The sequence below is a fragment of the Salinivibrio costicola subsp. alcaliphilus genome (assembly GCF_001996185.1).
In the GTDB taxonomy this organism is placed as follows: domain Bacteria; phylum Pseudomonadota; class Gammaproteobacteria; order Enterobacterales; family Vibrionaceae; genus Salinivibrio; species Salinivibrio costicola.
Genome location: NZ_MUFR01000015.1, coordinates 45009 through 60593, shown reverse-complemented (window position 1 = coordinate 60593; position 15585 = coordinate 45009). Strand labels below are relative to the sequence as shown.

General features: G+C 49.1%; 17 protein-coding genes. 7 read left to right on the top strand and 10 right to left on the bottom strand.

Going from position 1 to position 15585, the window contains the following annotated elements:
- Positions 1 to 16 precede the first annotated feature (16 nt).
- The 8 genes from rseP to rpsB all read right to left on the bottom strand — a co-directional run bounded on the left by rseP (position 17) and on the right by rpsB (position 7424).
- Positions 17 to 1372 carry a sigma E protease regulator RseP gene (gene rseP, locus BZJ21_RS06990; RefSeq protein WP_021021997.1) on the bottom strand — a complete coding sequence of 452 codons (1356 nt, stop codon included), beginning with the start codon at positions 1370 to 1372 and terminating at the stop codon, positions 17 to 19.
- Positions 1369 to 2565 (bottom strand): 1-deoxy-D-xylulose-5-phosphate reductoisomerase, encoded by a 1197-nt coding sequence (gene ispC / locus BZJ21_RS06985; protein WP_077669432.1) that lies wholly within the window; start codon positions 2563 to 2565, stop codon positions 1369 to 1371. Before ispC ends, rseP begins: the two co-directional genes overlap by 4 nt.
- An 18-nt stretch (positions 2566 to 2583) precedes the next feature.
- Positions 2584 to 3435, bottom strand: a complete 852-nt coding sequence (locus BZJ21_RS06980; protein ID WP_021021999.1) for a phosphatidate cytidylyltransferase — start codon at positions 3433 to 3435, stop codon at positions 2584 to 2586.
- Between the two features lie 15 nt (positions 3436 to 3450).
- A complete protein-coding gene (locus tag BZJ21_RS06975) occupies positions 3451 to 4221 on the bottom strand; it encodes an isoprenyl transferase (protein ID WP_021022000.1) in 771 nt (256 codons plus the stop codon).
- A 75-nt stretch (positions 4222 to 4296) separates the two neighbouring features.
- Positions 4297 to 4854 (bottom strand): ribosome recycling factor, encoded by a 558-nt coding sequence (frr, locus tag BZJ21_RS06970; protein ID WP_021022001.1) that lies wholly within the window; start codon positions 4852 to 4854, stop codon positions 4297 to 4299.
- Positions 4855 to 4907: 53 nt separating this feature from the next.
- Entirely contained in the window at positions 4908 to 5636 is a 729-nt protein-coding gene (pyrH, locus tag BZJ21_RS06965) for a UMP kinase (RefSeq protein WP_021022002.1), read from the bottom strand.
- Positions 5637 to 5719: 83 nt separating this feature from the next.
- Positions 5720 to 6562, bottom strand: a complete 843-nt coding sequence (tsf, locus tag BZJ21_RS06960; RefSeq protein ID WP_021022003.1) for a translation elongation factor Ts — start codon at positions 6560 to 6562, stop codon at positions 5720 to 5722.
- A gap of 133 nt (positions 6563 to 6695) precedes the next feature.
- Positions 6696 to 7424, bottom strand: a complete 729-nt coding sequence (gene rpsB, locus BZJ21_RS06955; RefSeq protein ID WP_021022004.1) for a 30S ribosomal protein S2 — start codon at positions 7422 to 7424, stop codon at positions 6696 to 6698.
- A gap of 462 nt (positions 7425 to 7886) precedes the next feature.
- Between rpsB and map the strand changes: the two genes are divergently transcribed.
- The 3 genes from map to BZJ21_RS06940 are packed head-to-tail and all read left to right on the top strand — an operon-like array spanning position 7887 to position 11791.
- The gene (gene map, locus BZJ21_RS06950; RefSeq protein ID WP_077669431.1) at positions 7887 to 8681 is read left to right on the top strand and encodes a type I methionyl aminopeptidase; all 795 of its coding nucleotides are present in this window, start codon (positions 7887 to 7889) and stop codon (positions 8679 to 8681) included.
- A gap of 53 nt (positions 8682 to 8734) precedes the next feature.
- Positions 8735 to 11353, top strand: coding sequence for a bifunctional uridylyltransferase/uridylyl-removing protein GlnD (gene glnD / locus BZJ21_RS06945; protein WP_077576823.1), 2619 nt, complete (start codon positions 8735 to 8737; stop codon positions 11351 to 11353).
- A gap of 60 nt (positions 11354 to 11413) precedes the next feature.
- Complete coding sequence (locus tag BZJ21_RS06940; RefSeq protein ID WP_021022007.1) at positions 11414 to 11791, top strand: DUF3461 family protein; 378 nt, start codon at positions 11414 to 11416, stop codon at positions 11789 to 11791.
- A gap of 34 nt (positions 11792 to 11825) precedes the next feature.
- Here the strand turns inward: BZJ21_RS06940 and truC are convergent, their stop codons facing one another.
- Both truC and BZJ21_RS06930 read right to left on the bottom strand, forming a co-directional pair.
- A complete protein-coding gene (truC, locus tag BZJ21_RS06935) occupies positions 11826 to 12563 on the bottom strand; it encodes a tRNA pseudouridine(65) synthase TruC (RefSeq protein ID WP_236719531.1) in 738 nt (245 codons plus the stop codon).
- Positions 12564 to 12571: 8 nt separating this feature from the next.
- The gene (locus BZJ21_RS06930) at positions 12572 to 12892 is read right to left on the bottom strand and encodes a YqcC family protein (RefSeq protein WP_077669429.1); all 321 of its coding nucleotides are present in this window, start codon (positions 12890 to 12892) and stop codon (positions 12572 to 12574) included.
- A 140-nt stretch (positions 12893 to 13032) separates the two neighbouring features.
- Between BZJ21_RS06930 and BZJ21_RS06925 the strand changes: the two genes are divergently transcribed.
- From BZJ21_RS06925 to BZJ21_RS16815, 4 genes are all read left to right on the top strand, one after another.
- Positions 13033 to 14085 (top strand): DUF3549 family protein, encoded by a 1053-nt coding sequence (locus tag BZJ21_RS06925; protein ID WP_077669428.1) that lies wholly within the window; start codon positions 13033 to 13035, stop codon positions 14083 to 14085.
- Positions 14075 to 14389 (top strand): DUF3301 domain-containing protein, encoded by a 315-nt coding sequence (locus BZJ21_RS06920; RefSeq protein WP_021022011.1) that lies wholly within the window; start codon positions 14075 to 14077, stop codon positions 14387 to 14389. Before BZJ21_RS06925 ends, BZJ21_RS06920 begins: the two co-directional genes overlap by 11 nt.
- Positions 14390 to 15316: 927 nt before the next feature.
- A complete protein-coding gene (locus BZJ21_RS06910; RefSeq protein ID WP_330359242.1) occupies positions 15317 to 15484 on the top strand; it encodes a DUF2789 family protein in 168 nt (55 codons plus the stop codon).
- Entirely contained in the window at positions 15445 to 15561 is a 117-nt protein-coding gene (locus BZJ21_RS16815) for a DUF2789 family protein (protein WP_394329755.1), read from the top strand. Before BZJ21_RS06910 ends, BZJ21_RS16815 begins: the two co-directional genes overlap by 40 nt.
- Positions 15562 to 15585 lie beyond the last annotated feature (24 nt).

Below are 15585 nucleotides of genomic sequence, written 5' to 3'. Positions count from 1 at the left end.
CTTGAATACTAACCGTTTAAAGTCGGGCGAAGTCGTTAAACAATGCCACTGCCATCACCATCATCAACACGGCAGCGCCGATACGATACCCAAAGTCCTGTACACGCTCGGAAACCGGTTTTCGTGTCACAGCCTCAATCCCAAAGAACAGCAAATGGCCGCCATCTAATACGGGCAGAGGAAGTAAATTGATAATGCCTAGGTTCACACTGATCAGTGCCATGAACCCTAAAAATGAGATCAACCCGATCTCTGCTGTCATGCCCGCGCCTTTCGCGATCGATATAGGACCACTTAAGTTGTTCACACCCACATCACCGGTGATCAATTTTTTTATCATATTGACGGTCATGCTGATCACTTGGCCCGTTTTATTGACCGCTTCTGGTATCGCCGCTAACGGCCCATATTGTTGCGTGAAACGGTATGATTCAGGCCATGCTGCCATTTGAGGAGCAATCCCCGCATACCCTGTCATTTGACCTTCAACGTCACGCGCATCCGGGGTGAGTGTCAAATTTTGCGTTTCCCCATCGCGGACGATTGTCAGCGACAAGCTTTGATTGGGACTTCGTTTGATCACCGCAACGAGCGCTTGCCATGATGCCAACTCAGTGTCATCCACGGCAACGATCTTATCACCTTGCTCGAGTCCAGCTTGCGCTGCCGCGCTCTGTTCAACCACTTGTGCGACCGACAATGTGATCGCGGGTCGATAAGGCGTGATGCCAAGCGTCGTCAAAGGCGATTGTTTTTCTGGATCAAACTGCCATTGCGTGAGATCTAGGGTGTAATCGCGTTGATAAGTTTGCGCTGGACTCTGTTTCGCAGTGAGGGTCATGCTCTCATCACCAATATGCCCGATCAACGCAAAATTAACCGCTTGCCAATCAGCGGTTTCGACGCCGGAAACTTGGGTTAGTTCCATTCCTGATTCGATTCCGGCTTCAGCAGCAATCGAGTTGGGGGATATTTCGCCGATCACAGGTTTGACAGCAGGAACACCGATCATCATCACCAGCCAATACGCAAAGGCGGCAAAGATAAAGTTAGCGATAGGGCCGGCGGCGACAATGGCGCTACGTTGCCATAGGGGTTGGTTGTTAAATGCGCGGTGCTTGTCTGCGTCAGGAACAGCCTCAATACGCTCATCCAACATTTTGACGTAGCCACCGAGCGGGATCGCAGCAATCACGTATTCGGTATTGTCTTTGCCGTACCAGCGCCATAATGCGCGACCAAAACCAATTGAAAAACGCTCAACCTTTACACCACAGCGACGAGCGACCCAAAAGTGACCGTATTCGTGAATTGCAACCAGTATGCCAAGCGCGACAATAAACGCCGCCGCGTTCCAAAGAAAATCGCTCATTTTGTCACCTTAGTAATCTGCTCATTGGCAGCCATGCGAGCTATTCTATCCAGCTCAAATAAGCAATCCAAGCTTGTTGGCGTGGGAAGCGATGATTGGGTCAATACCTGCTCATTGATGCGAGCAATATCCATAAAGCTGATTTTTCCGGCAAGAAACGCGGCGACAGCTTGCTCATTGGCGGCATTGAGCGTGGTGGTTGCTGCTTGCCCCTGCTCACAGGCTGCGATCGCGAGCGAAAGACAAGGATAACGACACGCATCCGGTGCCATAAAAGTAAATTCGCCAATTTGAGTGAAATCAAGAGGCGCTACCGACGCTTGAACGCGATCAGGATATCCCATTGCATGAGCAATCGGCGTACACATATCGGGCGTACCCAATTGCGCGAGCACCGAGCCATCACACATCTGTACCATGGAGTGGATCACTGACTGCGGGTGGATCACCACTTCCAGTTGATGAGGCTGGGCGTTGAATAACCATCGCGCCTCAATGTATTCCAAACCTTTATTCATCATGGTTGCTGAATCGACCGAGATTTTTGGCCCCATCGACCAATTAGGATGTGCGATGGCTTCTTCAACACTGACGGTCGCTAAGCTTTGTGGGTCACGATAGCGAAATGGTCCACCCGAGCCTGTTAGCAAAATTTTATTGACGCCGGCCGATTGCAAATCACAGCGTCCAGGCTGTTGCTGCACGGATTGCGGCAAGCATTGAAAGATCGCATTGTGTTCACTGTCGATGGGCAGCAGCTCAGCGCCGTATTGATAAACAGCATCAATAAAAAACTGCCCAGACATTACCAAGGCTTCTTTATTGGCAAGCAGCACCCGTTTGCCCGCTTTAACCGCCGCCATTGTTGAAGACAGCCCGGCCGCGCCAACAACTGCCGCCATCACCATATCCACTTCAGGTAATGCCGCAAGGTGACATAAACTGTCCTCGCCAGCGAGTACTTCGGTGCCGTTCCCTCTTTCAAGCAACGCATGACGCAACTGTTGCGCTGACGCGCGATTGGCCATCGCGGCGTAAGCAGGTTGCCAATCGACACATAACGCAATCATTTTCTCGACATTGGTATGTGCAGCCAATGCCGTGACTTCAAACTTTTCAGGGTTGGCTGCAACCACTTTTAGGGTACTGGAGCCAATAGAACCTGTGGCGCCTAATACGGTGATTCTTTGCATGTCGAAGACTCGTTTCACTTAATTCGCAAATGCGAAGTACAACACGGTAAACACTGGGAACGCTGCCGTTAAGCTATCAATGCGATCAAGAATGCCCCCATGACCTGGAAGCAAATTACCACTGTCTTTCACCCCAGCGACGCGTTTAAACATACTCTCCGCTAAGTCACCCAACACGGACGCCAAGGCGGTCACCACAGTGACAGCCAAGAACACGCCAACATTGGCGAAATGGATGTTTAACAGATGCGTCCCTAACCAGGTCACTGCCACTGCCGCAGTGAGCCCACCCAGTAATCCTTCGAGGGTTTTATTCGGGCTGACCGCAGGGGCCATTTTATGTTTACCGAATTTTTTCCCGGCAAAATAGGCACCACTATCTGCGCACCATACAAGGACAAAAACCAGCAGCACTAACTTGGCGCCATAAAAAGAGGAGAACTGGTAGTCTGTTGCACGCAACAGCAAGACACTCCACATAAACGGTAACAGGGTAACGAGACCAAAGAGTAGGCGTAGTAACTTGCTGTGGGTCCAATACGCCCCTGAGCGAGGGTATGAGAGCACTAACACGGTTGCGAATAGCCACCAAGCCGCGCCGGTTGCCGCCAGTGCGAAAGGTGGCAGTGTGACATGCCCAAGCGCCATGGCACTAAAAGGAATACTAAAGAGCGAAAGCGCCAGCGCTGCAGCAGGGATAATAAAGGTAAAAAGACGCGAAGACGCCGAGACAAACTGCGTCCATTCCCAAAGTCCAATTAAAGTGACAGCCGCTATCGCTGCAACAAATGCAGGAAACGGTAAGTAAAAGACTCCAGCGACCACTAACGGGACTAACAAGGCCGCGGTTAAAACACGTTGTTTGAGCAAACTGATTCCTCGTGGTTACTTATCCGTTGTTATCATGGCTTTAATTTGCTCGCCGGTGCAGCCAAAACGTCGTTCACGATTGACATACCAAGCCACGGCATCATACAAACTTTGTTCGTTGAAATCAGGCCAATATTGCTCGGTAAAACATAACTCTGCATAGGCAGCTTGCCATAAAATAAAGTTACTGATGCGGCATTCGCCGCTGGTGCGGATCATTAAATCGACATCCGGTAAATCTGCCAACATTAAATGACGCGCAATATCCTGTTCCCCAATATCATTGGGTTGTAAGTGACCGGCGACAACCTGTTCAGCGACACGACGTGTTGCCTGGGTAATATCCCATTGCCCACCGTAATTCGCCGCAATATTGAGTACCAAACGGTCATTATTTGCCGTTAACGCTTGAGCTTCGGCAATTTTCGTTTGCAAAGAAGGGCTGAATCGAGAGGTGTCACCAATAATGCGTAATTGCACACCATGGCTGTCGAGCCGTTTAGCTTCACGCGATAGCACATTGATAAATAGCTCCATCAATACGCTGACTTCGTCTTCTGGACGACGCCAGTTTTCACTACTAAACGCAAATAAAGTTAGCGCTTTCACACCAAGCTCAGACGCCGCCTTGACGGTCTTACGTACCGCTTTGACGCCCGCTTTATGCCCGAACACACGGGCTTTTCCGCGAGCCTTGGCCCAGCGTCCATTGCCATCCATGATAATGGCGATGTGTTGCGGTAAAGCGGCAGATTCGAGCTGCGCATCAAGAGACTGGGAACTCATGTTTCTCCTTGGCAAATAAAAAGCGCTGTACTGCACGCACAGCGCTTTAGCATTGGCGGTAAAGTCTAATGAGATTTAGACTTCCATCAACTCTTTTTCTTTTGCATCAAGAAGTGCATCAACATTCTTAACCGCTTCATCAGTCAACTTTTGAATGTCATCTTGCGCACGGTGCTCGTCGTCTTCTGAAATTTCTTTGTCTTTTAATAGTGCCTTGAGATCACTATTGGCATCACGACGGATGTTACGTACTGCAACACGCGCATTTTCACCTTCAGAACGAACAACTTTCACCATGTCTTTACGGCGATCTTCGGTCAGTGGTGGCAAAGGCACACGGATCACGGTACCTGCTGAGGCTGGGTTCAAGCCTAGGTCAGAGGTCATGATCGCCTTTTCAACCGCTTGGGTTACTTGCTTGTCATACACGCTAATCGCCAAGGTACGCGAATCTTCAGCAACAATAGACGCAAGTTGGTTTAAAGGCGTTTGCGCGCCGTAATACTCAACGGTAAGGCCTTCTAGTAGGCTTGGATGTGCACGCCCAGTGCGCAGTTTACCTAACGTGTGCTTAAGCGCTTCTACACTTTTTTCCATACGCGCTTTGGCGTCGTCTTTTATGTCATTAATCACGGGAATATCCTTGCGATTGAATTAATTTGTAAGATTATGCCACCAATATTGGCTTAGCTGTTAGTGATCAAGGTGCCTTCTGCTTCACCCATCACGACACGGCGTAACGCACCTGGCTTATTCATGTTAAATACACGAAGAGGCAGTTTATGGTCGCGTGCAAGTGTAAATGCGGCCAAATCCATCACTTTCAACTCTTTTTCTAACACATCTTGATATGTCAGCGAGTCATAAAGTGTTGCATCTGGGTTTTTGGTTGGATCATCACTGTATACACCGTCGACTTTGGTCGCTTTAATCACCACATCGGATTCAATTTCAATACCGCGTAAACAGGCAGCCGAGTCGGTAGTAAAGAAAGGGTTGCCGGTCCCAGCAGAGAAAATCACCACCCGACCATTACGAAGTTGGCTGATGGCTTCAGCCCAGTTATAGCTGTCACATACACCGTTTAGAGGAATCGCTGACATCACTCGTGCGTTCACATAGGCACGATGAAGTGCGTCACGCATCGCCAAACCGTTCATCACGGTAGCTAACATACCCATGTGATCGCCCACAACACGGTTCATTCCCGCCTCAGCAAGACCCGCACCACGGAATAAATTCCCGCCACCGATGACCAATCCTACCTGAACACCCAGCTCGACCAGTTCTTTTATTTCTTGCGCCATACGATCAAGCACGGTGGGATCGATACCGAATCCATCTTTGCCCTGCAGGGCTTCACCGCTCAGTTTAAGTAAAATTCGTTGATATGCAGGCTTAGGATTTGTAGTCATTTCACTACCTTTCTATTAGGCACTAATTAGGGAAGAAGGTTATGGAAGACCGCGGCGAGCACCGCGGTCTGAGTCAGCAAGAATTAACTTTGTTGTACAGCAGCAACTTCTGCAGCAAAGTCTACTTCTTCTTTCTCGATGCCTTCGCCCACTTCAAAACGGATGAAGTTAGTCACTTCGGCACCTTTTTCTTTCAGCATTTGACCCACAGTTTGTGCTGGATCCATCACGAATGCTTGACCTGTCAGAGAAATTTCACCGGTGAATTTCTTCATACGGCCAACAACCATTTTCTCTGCGATATCAGCTGGCTTACCTGATTCCATTGCGATATCAACTTGAATTTTCTTCTCTTTTTCAACAACGTCAGCAGGCACATCTTCAGGATTCACGTAGTCAGGCTTAGACGCGGCAATGTGCATAGCAACGTGTTTAATGGTTTCTTCGTCAGCTTTCGCAGCAACAACCACACCGATGCGATCGCCGTGACGGTAAGAACCGACTTTCTCGCCTTCGATGAATGAAACACGGCGGATATCCATGTTTTCACCGATTTTTGCAACAAGCTCAGCACGCTGCTGTTCGAATTTTTCTTTCAGCGCGTCGATTGCTAGGCCTTCAGCCAGTGCTGTTTCTGCCACTTGGTTAGCAAATGCAGCGAAATTCGCGTCTTTAGCAACAAAGTCAGTTTCACAGTTAATTTCAACGATCGCAGCTTTGCCGTCGTTTTCTTTAACTAGGATGACACCTTCAGCAGCAACACGGCCAGCTTTCTTCGCTGCTTTTGCCGCGCCGCTCTTACGCATGTTTTCGATTGCAACTTCGATGTCAGCGTTCGCTTCAACCAGTGCTTTTTTACATTCCATCATGCCAGCGCCAGTGCGCTCGCGCAGTTCTTTAACCAGGGCAGCGGTAACAGTTGCCATTGTTCAATCCTCGATTCGAAACTATTTTGGGTAAAAAACAGGGGCCCGATATCGGCCCCTGCTAACCATACTTAGCTTACAGCATGAAAGATGACACGCTGATGGCTAAGAACGCTCACAAGGAGCTGTCGTCTTACTCAGCGACTTCAACCAGCTCGTCTTCTGCTTGCGTGACGATATCTTGGCTACGGCCTTCTTTGTAAGCGTCAGACGCTGCGTTCAGGTACAGTTGGATAGCGCGAATTGCGTCATCATTACCTGGGATTACGTGATCAACGCCGTCAGGGTTAGAGTTAGTATCTACCACTGCAAAGACTGGGATGCCCAGATTATTCGCTTCTTTGATGGCAATGTGCTCGTGATCTGCATCGATAACGAACATTGCATCAGGTAGGCCGTTCATGTTCTTGATACCACCCAGTGATTTGTCGAGTTTTTCCATCTCACGGGTGTACATCAGCGCTTCTTTTTTGGTCAGCTTTTCAAACGTACCGTCACTCGCTTGAGTTTCCAGATCTTTTAGACGTTTGATAGATGTGCGAACGGTTTTCCAGTTAGTCAGCATGCCGCCCAACCAACGGTTACTTACATAAAACTGCTCGCAGTTTTCTGCTGCCGTTTTTACCGCTTCGCTTGCTGCGCGCTTAGTACCAACAAACAGAACTTTACCTTTACGCTCACCGATTTTTGACAGTTCAGCCAGTGACTCGTTGAACATTGGTACGGTTTTTTCAAGGTTGATGATGTGCACTTTGTTACGTGAACCAAAAATGAATGGCTTCATTTTTGGGTTCCAGAAACGAGTTTGGTGACCGAAGTGTACACCCGCCTTGAGCATGTCGCGCATTGAAACAGTAGCCATGATAAATTCCTCTCGGGGTTAGGCCTCCACATATCCCATTTACCGACCCGTTAGTGGGCACCCCGGTCAATGTGTCGATATGTGTGTGATTTAAGAATAAAAATGATAATTGAACCCCATCAAACTGAAACCTAGCTCGGCTAGACCTAGCATGGCTAGATTGATCATAATGACGGTTTTCGGCGCGCTTTATATCACAAACACATGGGTAAAATCCAGTTAAATTGCGCGCGCAATCCGCCTAAACCTATACGATGACCGCGCGGAATGCTTCTCTTTCTGTTTCTTCCATGGACATGGCTTGGTACCATATAGTCACTATTAGACAGTTGCTAATCCTGCACCGCTGAGACAAGCGTAGCAGGGCGTCAGTGGCTGTGCTTAATGATACAAAACGTGACTTGAATCATGCTCTCGTTTTAACGTTATCATTGAGCATCCCGAATAAAGAGAGAAAGCAAAATGACAATCCCGATTAAAACAGAAGAAGAAATTGAAAAAATGCGCGTAGCCGGTCGGCTCGCTGCTGACGTGCTCGTGATGCTTGGCGAGCATGTTAAGCCTGGGGTCACCACCCATGAGCTAGACGACATCGCTCACCAGTATATGACTGACGTGCAAGGCACCATTCCTGCCACATTGGACTATCACGGTTTTCCTAAATCCATGTGCACATCAATCAATCATGTCGTTTGTCATGGTATACCTTGTGATGAAGACGTGCTCCAAGAAGGCGACATCGTCAATATTGATGTCACCGTGATCAAAGATGGCTACCATGGCGATACCTCAAAGATGTTTTTAGTCGGGGAAGTGTCTCTCGAAGACAAACGTCTTTGCCGTGTCACGCAAGAAAGCCTGTATCACGCGATCAAAAAGGTAAAACCAGGTGCGACTGTTGGTGATTTAGGAACAGCGATCCAAAAGTTCATCAAGAGCAGCAACACACGCTACTCCATCGTCAAAGAGTACTGTGGGCATGGTATTGGCGCGAGCTTCCATGAAGATCCACAAGTGGTGCACTACAAAAACAACGACCGTACCATTCTTAAACCTGGCATGTGTTTTACTATTGAGCCTATGATTAACGCAGGGAAGTATGGGACCGTACTGGATGAGGACGATGATTGGACGGTCTATACCATCGATGGTAAAAAGTCGGCGCAATGGGAGCACACGCTGCTGGTGACCGACACAGGGGTTGAGGTGTTAACGTTACGAGAGGAAGAAAGTCTCCCACGTTACATCAACCACTAATCTAGAAATAAGAGCCGGTTTCGTTCCGGCTTTTTTTTGCGCAAAGGATCGCCATGACAGACACGGTAATTACGCCACAACATTTGGGGGATGATCAACTCGACCCCATCACGCTAAAGGCACAGTTCCAACAGCTACTTGAACAGCAAAAGCAAGATTTCCTTGCCAATGTTCCCGTTGCCGAGTTGGTTTATCAGCGTACCGATTATATGGATGCCCTTCTGGCTAGGTTATGGCATCACTTTGGTTTTGATCAAAGCCCTCTTGCACTGGTCGCGGTGGGCGGCTATGGCCGGCGTGAATTACACCCTCTGTCTGATATTGATTTACTCCTACTTTGCCAAGCACCGCTAAATGCTTATCAGCAGCAAAGCCTCAGTGATCTACTCACTTTGTTGTGGGACTTGAAATTGGAAGTCGGCCACAGTGTCCGGACTGTCGAAGAGTGTATTGACGTTGGGCTGGATGATCTTACCGTCGCGACTAATTTACAAGAGTCGCGCCTTTTATGTGGCGATTCACAGTTGTTCGAGGCGCTCGAGGCCCGTGTGCACCATGATAGCTTTTGGCCCAGTGAACGCTTTTATCAAGCGAAAGTCGACGAGCAAAAAGCCCGACATCGCCGCTATCATGATACCGCTTATAAACTCGAGCCAGATTTAAAACTCAGCCCTGGCAGCTTACGCGATATTCATACCCTATCTTGGATTGCGCGCCGTCATTTTGGTGCCACCAGCTTGAGAGAAATGAGCGATTTTGGCTTTTTGACTGATGCTGAGTATCGTGAACTTAACGAATGCCAAAACGTGCTGTGGCGGATCCGTTTTGCCCTTCATCTTGAGCTGCGCCGCTACGACAACCGACTGACCTTCGCTCATCAAACCTCAGTGGCTGAACTCCTCGGCTACCGGGGCGACGGTAATCGTGCGGTCGAGACCATGATGAAAGATTTCTTTCGCACCCTCGGACGCGTGGGGGAGCTCAACAAGATGCTGCTGCAAATCTTTGATCAGGTGATCATCGATAATGGTCGGTCTGGAGAAGTCGACGTATTAAGTGATGACTTCCAACGCTGCGGACGGACTATTGAGGCACGCAAACCTGCTTTATTTCAAGCACGCCCTGAGACTATCTTAGATATGATGCTGCATATCGCCGACGACACCTCGATCGAGGCCATCGCCGCCCCCACTTTACGCCAACTGCGTACCGCTCGACGTCGACTTAACCACTTTTTGTGTCAGCAAGACGATGCAAGAGAAAAATTCATGGCACTCATACGCCACCCAAACGCTCTGCATAAAGCGTTTGGACTAATGCACCGCCACGGTGTCATGTCTGCGTACCTCCCACAGTGGAGTCAAATTGTCGGACAAATGCAGTTTGATTTGTTTCATGTCTATACGGTTGATGAACACACGATTCGTTTGCTCAAACATATGCGTTTGTTTGACGATGAAGCTAATCGTGAGCGCCACCCCATTTGTTGCGATGTATTTCCGCGTCTTGCACGAAGAGAGCTGTTGCTGGTTGCGGCTATTTTTCATGATATAGGCAAAGGCCGTGGAGGCGATCACAGTGAAATTGGCGCGATTGAATCCCATGATTTTTGTCTTGACCACGGTTTATCAAAGCCAGAAGCCAACATTGTCAGTTGGCTGGTACGTAACCACTTACTGATGTCTGTCACCGCCCAGCGTCGCGATATTTACGATCCCGATGTCATCACCGACTTTGCCAAAGAGGTCCGCGACGAGGAGCGGCTCGATTTGCTTCTCTGCCTGACCGTGGCAGACATTAATGCCACTAACCCAGACTTGTGGAATAGTTGGAAGCGTACCTTAATTGCTGAGCTTTATTATTCCACTCAAAAAGCCTTACGACGTGGGCTAGAAAACCCACCGGATGTCCGAGAACGGATCCGGCACAACAAACATCTCGCTGCTGCCATGTTACGCAAGCAGGGGCACAGTCCACGAGAAATTGAAGTATTATGGCAACGTTTTAAAGCGGATTATTTTCTTCGCCATACCCACAAGCAAATAGCTTGGCATAGTGAACATCTGCTCCACCACGCCGATGATAAGCCGCTGGTGCTCGTCAGTAAAAAAGCGACCCGTGGCGGCACAGAAATATTCGTTTACTGCCAAGACAGGCCGAGCTTGTTCGCACGCGTCGTTGCCGCCCTAGATAAGAAAAACCTCAGTGTCCATGATGCCCAAGTCATGACCAGCAAAGATGGCCACGCACTCGATACCTTTATGGTGCTCGATCAAAACGACGATGCGATTTCTATCGATCGTCATCCTAGAATTATCGACGGGGTTGGGAAAGCACTCAACGAGACCGGCAAGATCACTATTCCCAAGCGTCGCTCACCGCAAAAGTTACAACATTTTTCGGTGAAAACGCAGGTGTTGTTTCTCCCCACCAAAAACGGGCGACGTACACTCATGGAATTAGTCGCGCTCGATACGCCAGGGCTATTGGCACGCGTCGGTGCGGTTTTTGCTCGGCAAAATGTGAGTGTTCACGCGGCTAAAATCACCACCATCGGTGAGCGCGCAGAGGACTTTTTTATCGTCACGGATCTCGACAATCAAGCGCTCACTTCTGAACACCAAGCACAATTGAAAGCGGCGCTCGAGAAAGCCCTCTCGCAAGCCAAATAATACCAGGGAATCGCGCGGGTAAGACGCGCAACCATAACGATGTCTAACCATGAGGTGGCTATGTATCAACAGTTAAAGAATATCGGTGTTGAACACCCTGAAAAAATAGAGCGCTACTCGCTCCGTCAAGAAGCAAGCTACGATACGCTCAAAATCTATTTTAGTAAGCCAAAAGGCGATCTGTTTGCGCGGAGTATGAAATTTAAATATCCGCGGCAGCGTAAAAATGTGGTCGTCGACAGCGGTACAGGTCGCTCAAAAGAAGTGACAGAGATAAACCGGAGCCTCTCTTTGGTCATTGATGAGCTCGACCAGATCGTGCAACACGAACATACCGAGCAAGACGTGAAGCAAAAAGTGCTTACCGACCTACGTCACCTAGAAAAAGTGGTCGCCAGTAAGATTGCAGAAATCGAGGCCGAACTCGAAAAACTGTAAGGGCGGCATGCGAGTACACCGCCCATAGCAAGGTCTAGTTATCGTATGATGACGCCGGCGCTTTCCAGCCCAACTGTTTAATAACATGCTGCCAGACTGTATCCAAAGGCGCATGAATAAAAACAGTCTCGCCACTGGCTGGGTGCGTTAGCGTCATCTCACTGGCGTGCAATAGCAGCTGATGACAATTAAATTGCTCTCTAAACACACGATTGTGGCGACCGTCTCCATGAGTAGTGTCACCAATGATCGGATGGCTTAAGTGGTGCATATGCCGCCGCAATTGATGCTTACGTCCAGTATGAGGTTGCATCGCTACCAAACTATAACGACTGGTCGCATAGCGTCCGGTTGCGATTGGCAGCTCAACTGTCGCCAATGGCTGATAGTCAGTCACCGCCGCTTTTGCTGTCGCCGGTTGGCTGGCGTGTTTATCCGCTATTTTGTCTTGTTCTTCCACCAGCGGGTAATCCAACTGGCCAGCATGGGAAATCCAGCCTCGAACAATGCCATGGTAAGCTTTTTTGACCTGCCCTTCAGCAAACTGCGGCATCATCTTAGAGGCCACTTCACTGGATAACGCAAACACCAAAACGCCCGACGTCGGCTTGTCCAGTCGGTGCAATGGATAGACATGCTGGCCAATTTGATCTCTCAAGGTTTGCATCACAAATCGGGTTTCCCCTTTGTCTAACCAAGAGCGGTGGACCAGCATCCCTGACGGTTTATTCACCACCACTAAATGCTCGTCACGGTATAAAATGTTCAGCAAAGTATCGGTCATTGATCAGAAAACAAGTTATCAATTCGAACAACGACAGCAACCACGTCACTATGGCCTGCATACTCTTTCATTGCTTCTTCCACGTACGGTGAGATTTCAAAGTTACGTGGCAAAGCTTGCTCTGTCTTGATAAGCGCTCGCATCTTAGGCACAAAAACCCATTGCAACCATTCGTGGCACGCCAGTGTATCGACAGCAAACGGTTCTGTGCTGGCTAGCCGCTCAGTTGACGGTGGCGTCGCCTGCCATAGCGCATGATCGTTTAGCACTTGCTCTAATTCATCAAGGAGTTGTTCACATTGTTGGCGAAGAGTCATTGACAACCTCATCATTACTCGACCGATAAAGCGCGAAGCATAGCACGAACCGATTCAAGACGACATTAACAAGGCGAGCACTGCAGGGATAAAAACTGATATACTCGCGGCTAATTAAGCGATAACGAAGAGCGGATATCATGCAAACGGTTCACGCCCTCAGCGCCCTATTTGATCAAGCAGGTTGCCAATTCAGTGTCTATGATTTAGGCCGTCGAGTGTGCCGCCTGGAAGAGGCATCTTTTCGTGCCGTCGAGGCCAACCAACAACCTTACCCTCACCCATTACGTCAGCAAGCGCATATGGCCGTGGCTTTTTGGCCACAAGGTGGCACGCCTTGGGTATGGTTTTTAAAAATGCCTTTAGATGAGCGAGGGTTATTAAATCACACTGCAATGGGGGATTTCCTTCAGTATGTTAGCGCGGCGATGGGCGAGAGCCTGACCGCGACGCCAAACAAGGCACAGCGCGAGAAACTGGCCAACAATCCTTATACCTTTACCCCAACTGACGACAAGATGGCGATGTTTCACGCCTCACTGACCTATCAACTGGGTCATCCTGCCAGCCAGTACTATGACCATGCCCAGCATTACCTCAATGGCGAGCTCGGCTGGGATAATTGGCAAGGTGTTGGACTTCAGGGGCTAGCGGATACCTGCGTGCGTATGCAGGAGCAAAATAATGCAACTCGAGTTCGTAAAGCACTGAATAACATACCTAGCACACCACTATATGCGCTGTTAGGTTGTTTGGAGCATTGTGAAATTAACGCGAAATTAGCGGAAAGTTTACGCGAGATGTTTACTCAAATGTGCCAAAACCAAGATGTCGACTTGTTTTTGGTCAGTGCATTACTTCGTGCTCATGCTGGGGCGCCTTCAGACACCGAGCACCAACTGATAGAAGCGGTGCTTGCAAGGCCAGAGCTCCACCACCGAGAAATTTTTGTCGCTATTGCCGGTCGCTGCTGGCGTAGCTTAGCCAATGAATCCGTGCTTGACTGCTTTTTGATTGCCTTGGCAGACCACCAAGATGCAGCATTATTTCAGCAAATCTATACGGATTTGGTCATGTTACCGCCGTTACGCGGTGCACTACTGACGCGGCTCCACGGTCATACATCACCCGCCCTGGCTCAGGCCATGGCTCGGATGCAACAGGCCGTGACACAAACATCACATGATCACTGATCTATTGACCATCTTGCTGGTTGTCGTCATTGCCTTGCTATTTTGGCAACAGCGGCGGCAATCTGAGCAAGCTCACCAGCATATTCGTCAATACTGTCAACGAATGGAGTTACAATTACTCTCAATCGCGCGCGGTCGCCACACCATGGTCAAAACGAAGGCTGGTTGGCGATGGGTAACGTACTATTGGTTTGAGTTTTCAGCGACGGGTAATGATCACTACACCGGTCAAGCACAGCTTTATGGACTAAGGCTGAAAGCGATTGATACGCCTGTTCATACGATGCCGGGGCAATCCGATTGATCGATGAGAAGATCGTCAATGCAAAGGCCCTCCCTTGTATAAAGACCTTAGGGCAAAGACCTGAGTACAGAGACCTGGGTGCACAAACATAGTCGCGCATCGTGATAAGCTGTACTAGATTATAAATATGATGCGCACGCTGAGGGGGTTTTTGCGAATGCGTGACAGGGAGTCACCGAGTATCGGCCACCGAGTGTCGGCCAAAGCACTCAAAAAGGAAAGGGCGCAGCTTGCGCCGCGCCCTAAAGTTTTACTTGCAGCCATCCTGCTACGAAAAGGTGCTCCCTGCATCATTCCTTGATCAGTCGCCGATTCCTTCAGCGTCGTTCCATGTCTCTCCGTCTTGGAGGTGTCCTTTCGTCATCCTGACAAACCGAAATTCCGATTTTCGATAAGCTCTCCATCCTGGAGGTGTCCATGACTTCGTCCAGAAGTGATCCTTAAGCCCCCATCCTGGGTTGTCCTAAGTCTTCCTGACGTACAAGCTTCCTGCTTGCAGCGAACGGTTCCGTCCGTTGTCCTTTTTGCAATCCTTGCCAGCGCTTCTTCCTGAAGTACTGCCTCATCCTGAGGTACCAAGTCCTTGGTGATTCCTGTTCCCTGTGTCAGTTCCCTTCCGACACCCATAAGATTACGCGAATAGACGCTTGGTACAAGTCACTGTCACGTGCTTAATCTCTCATTTTTTAGTCCGAACTAGTTACAATCCAGTAAGTTACTGTTTTAAATCAAAAATAAACTATCGTCAGGTCGTTTGTCTTGATACGATTCTGCTTTTATCCCACGCGCGTGTAAGAGATATCGCACACAGAAAAGGGATAATTGTCTCGACAAGGTAGGATGGAGTCATCAACGGTGGGGAGAGGTCTACGCTTTTTATTCTTGCTATAGTCAATATAGACTCATACCAACAGGATAGGAGAGACAATGGAAACGTTCCAGCATGATTTGCAACATCTGTTTGAGCAACTCGGATTAGACAGCGATCACACAGCGATCACACAGCGATTGAGCACTTCTTATCCAGCCACTGTCTGGTGGACGGACAAACGCTGGTGGAGGCTCCTTTTTGGAACGCGGCGCAGCGGGCATTGATTGAGCAAGCCGTAAAAGAGGATGCCGACTGGGCTGAGCAAGTTGATATGCTTGATGCATTACTGAGAAAGCCCTAATCTTGCCGCTGACTTTAAACCAAG

Bases quoted from the DNA above. Each gene is read 5' to 3' on its own strand.
- rseP (WP_021021997.1), bottom strand. From the start codon at position 1,372: ATGAGCGATTTTCTTTGGAACGCGGCGGCGTTTATTGTCGCGCTTGGC.
- ispC (WP_077669432.1), bottom strand. From the start codon at position 2,565: ATGCAAAGAATCACCGTATTAGGCGCCACAGGTTCTATTGGCTCCAGT.
- BZJ21_RS06975 (WP_021022000.1), bottom strand. From the start codon at position 4,221: ATGAGTTCCCAGTCTCTTGATGCGCAGCTCGAATCTGCCGCTTTACCG.
- pyrH (WP_021022002.1), bottom strand. From the start codon at position 5,636: ATGACTACAAATCCTAAGCCTGCATATCAACGAATTTTACTTAAACTG.
- tsf (WP_021022003.1), bottom strand. From the start codon at position 6,562: ATGGCAACTGTTACCGCTGCCCTGGTTAAAGAACTGCGCGAGCGCACT.
- rpsB (WP_021022004.1), bottom strand. From the start codon at position 7,424: ATGGCTACTGTTTCAATGCGCGACATGCTCAAGGCGGGTGTACACTTC.
- map (WP_077669431.1), top strand. From the start codon at position 7,887: ATGACAATCCCGATTAAAACAGAAGAAGAAATTGAAAAAATGCGCGTA.
- glnD (WP_077576823.1), top strand. From the start codon at position 8,735: ATGACAGACACGGTAATTACGCCACAACATTTGGGGGATGATCAACTC.
- BZJ21_RS06940 (WP_021022007.1), top strand. From the start codon at position 11,414: ATGTATCAACAGTTAAAGAATATCGGTGTTGAACACCCTGAAAAAATA.
- BZJ21_RS06930 (WP_077669429.1), bottom strand. From the start codon at position 12,892: ATGACTCTTCGCCAACAATGTGAACAACTCCTTGATGAATTAGAGCAA.
- BZJ21_RS06925 (WP_077669428.1), top strand. From the start codon at position 13,033: ATGCAAACGGTTCACGCCCTCAGCGCCCTATTTGATCAAGCAGGTTGC.
- BZJ21_RS06920 (WP_021022011.1), top strand. From the start codon at position 14,075: ATGATCACTGATCTATTGACCATCTTGCTGGTTGTCGTCATTGCCTTG.
- BZJ21_RS06910 (WP_330359242.1), top strand. From the start codon at position 15,317: ATGGAAACGTTCCAGCATGATTTGCAACATCTGTTTGAGCAACTCGGA.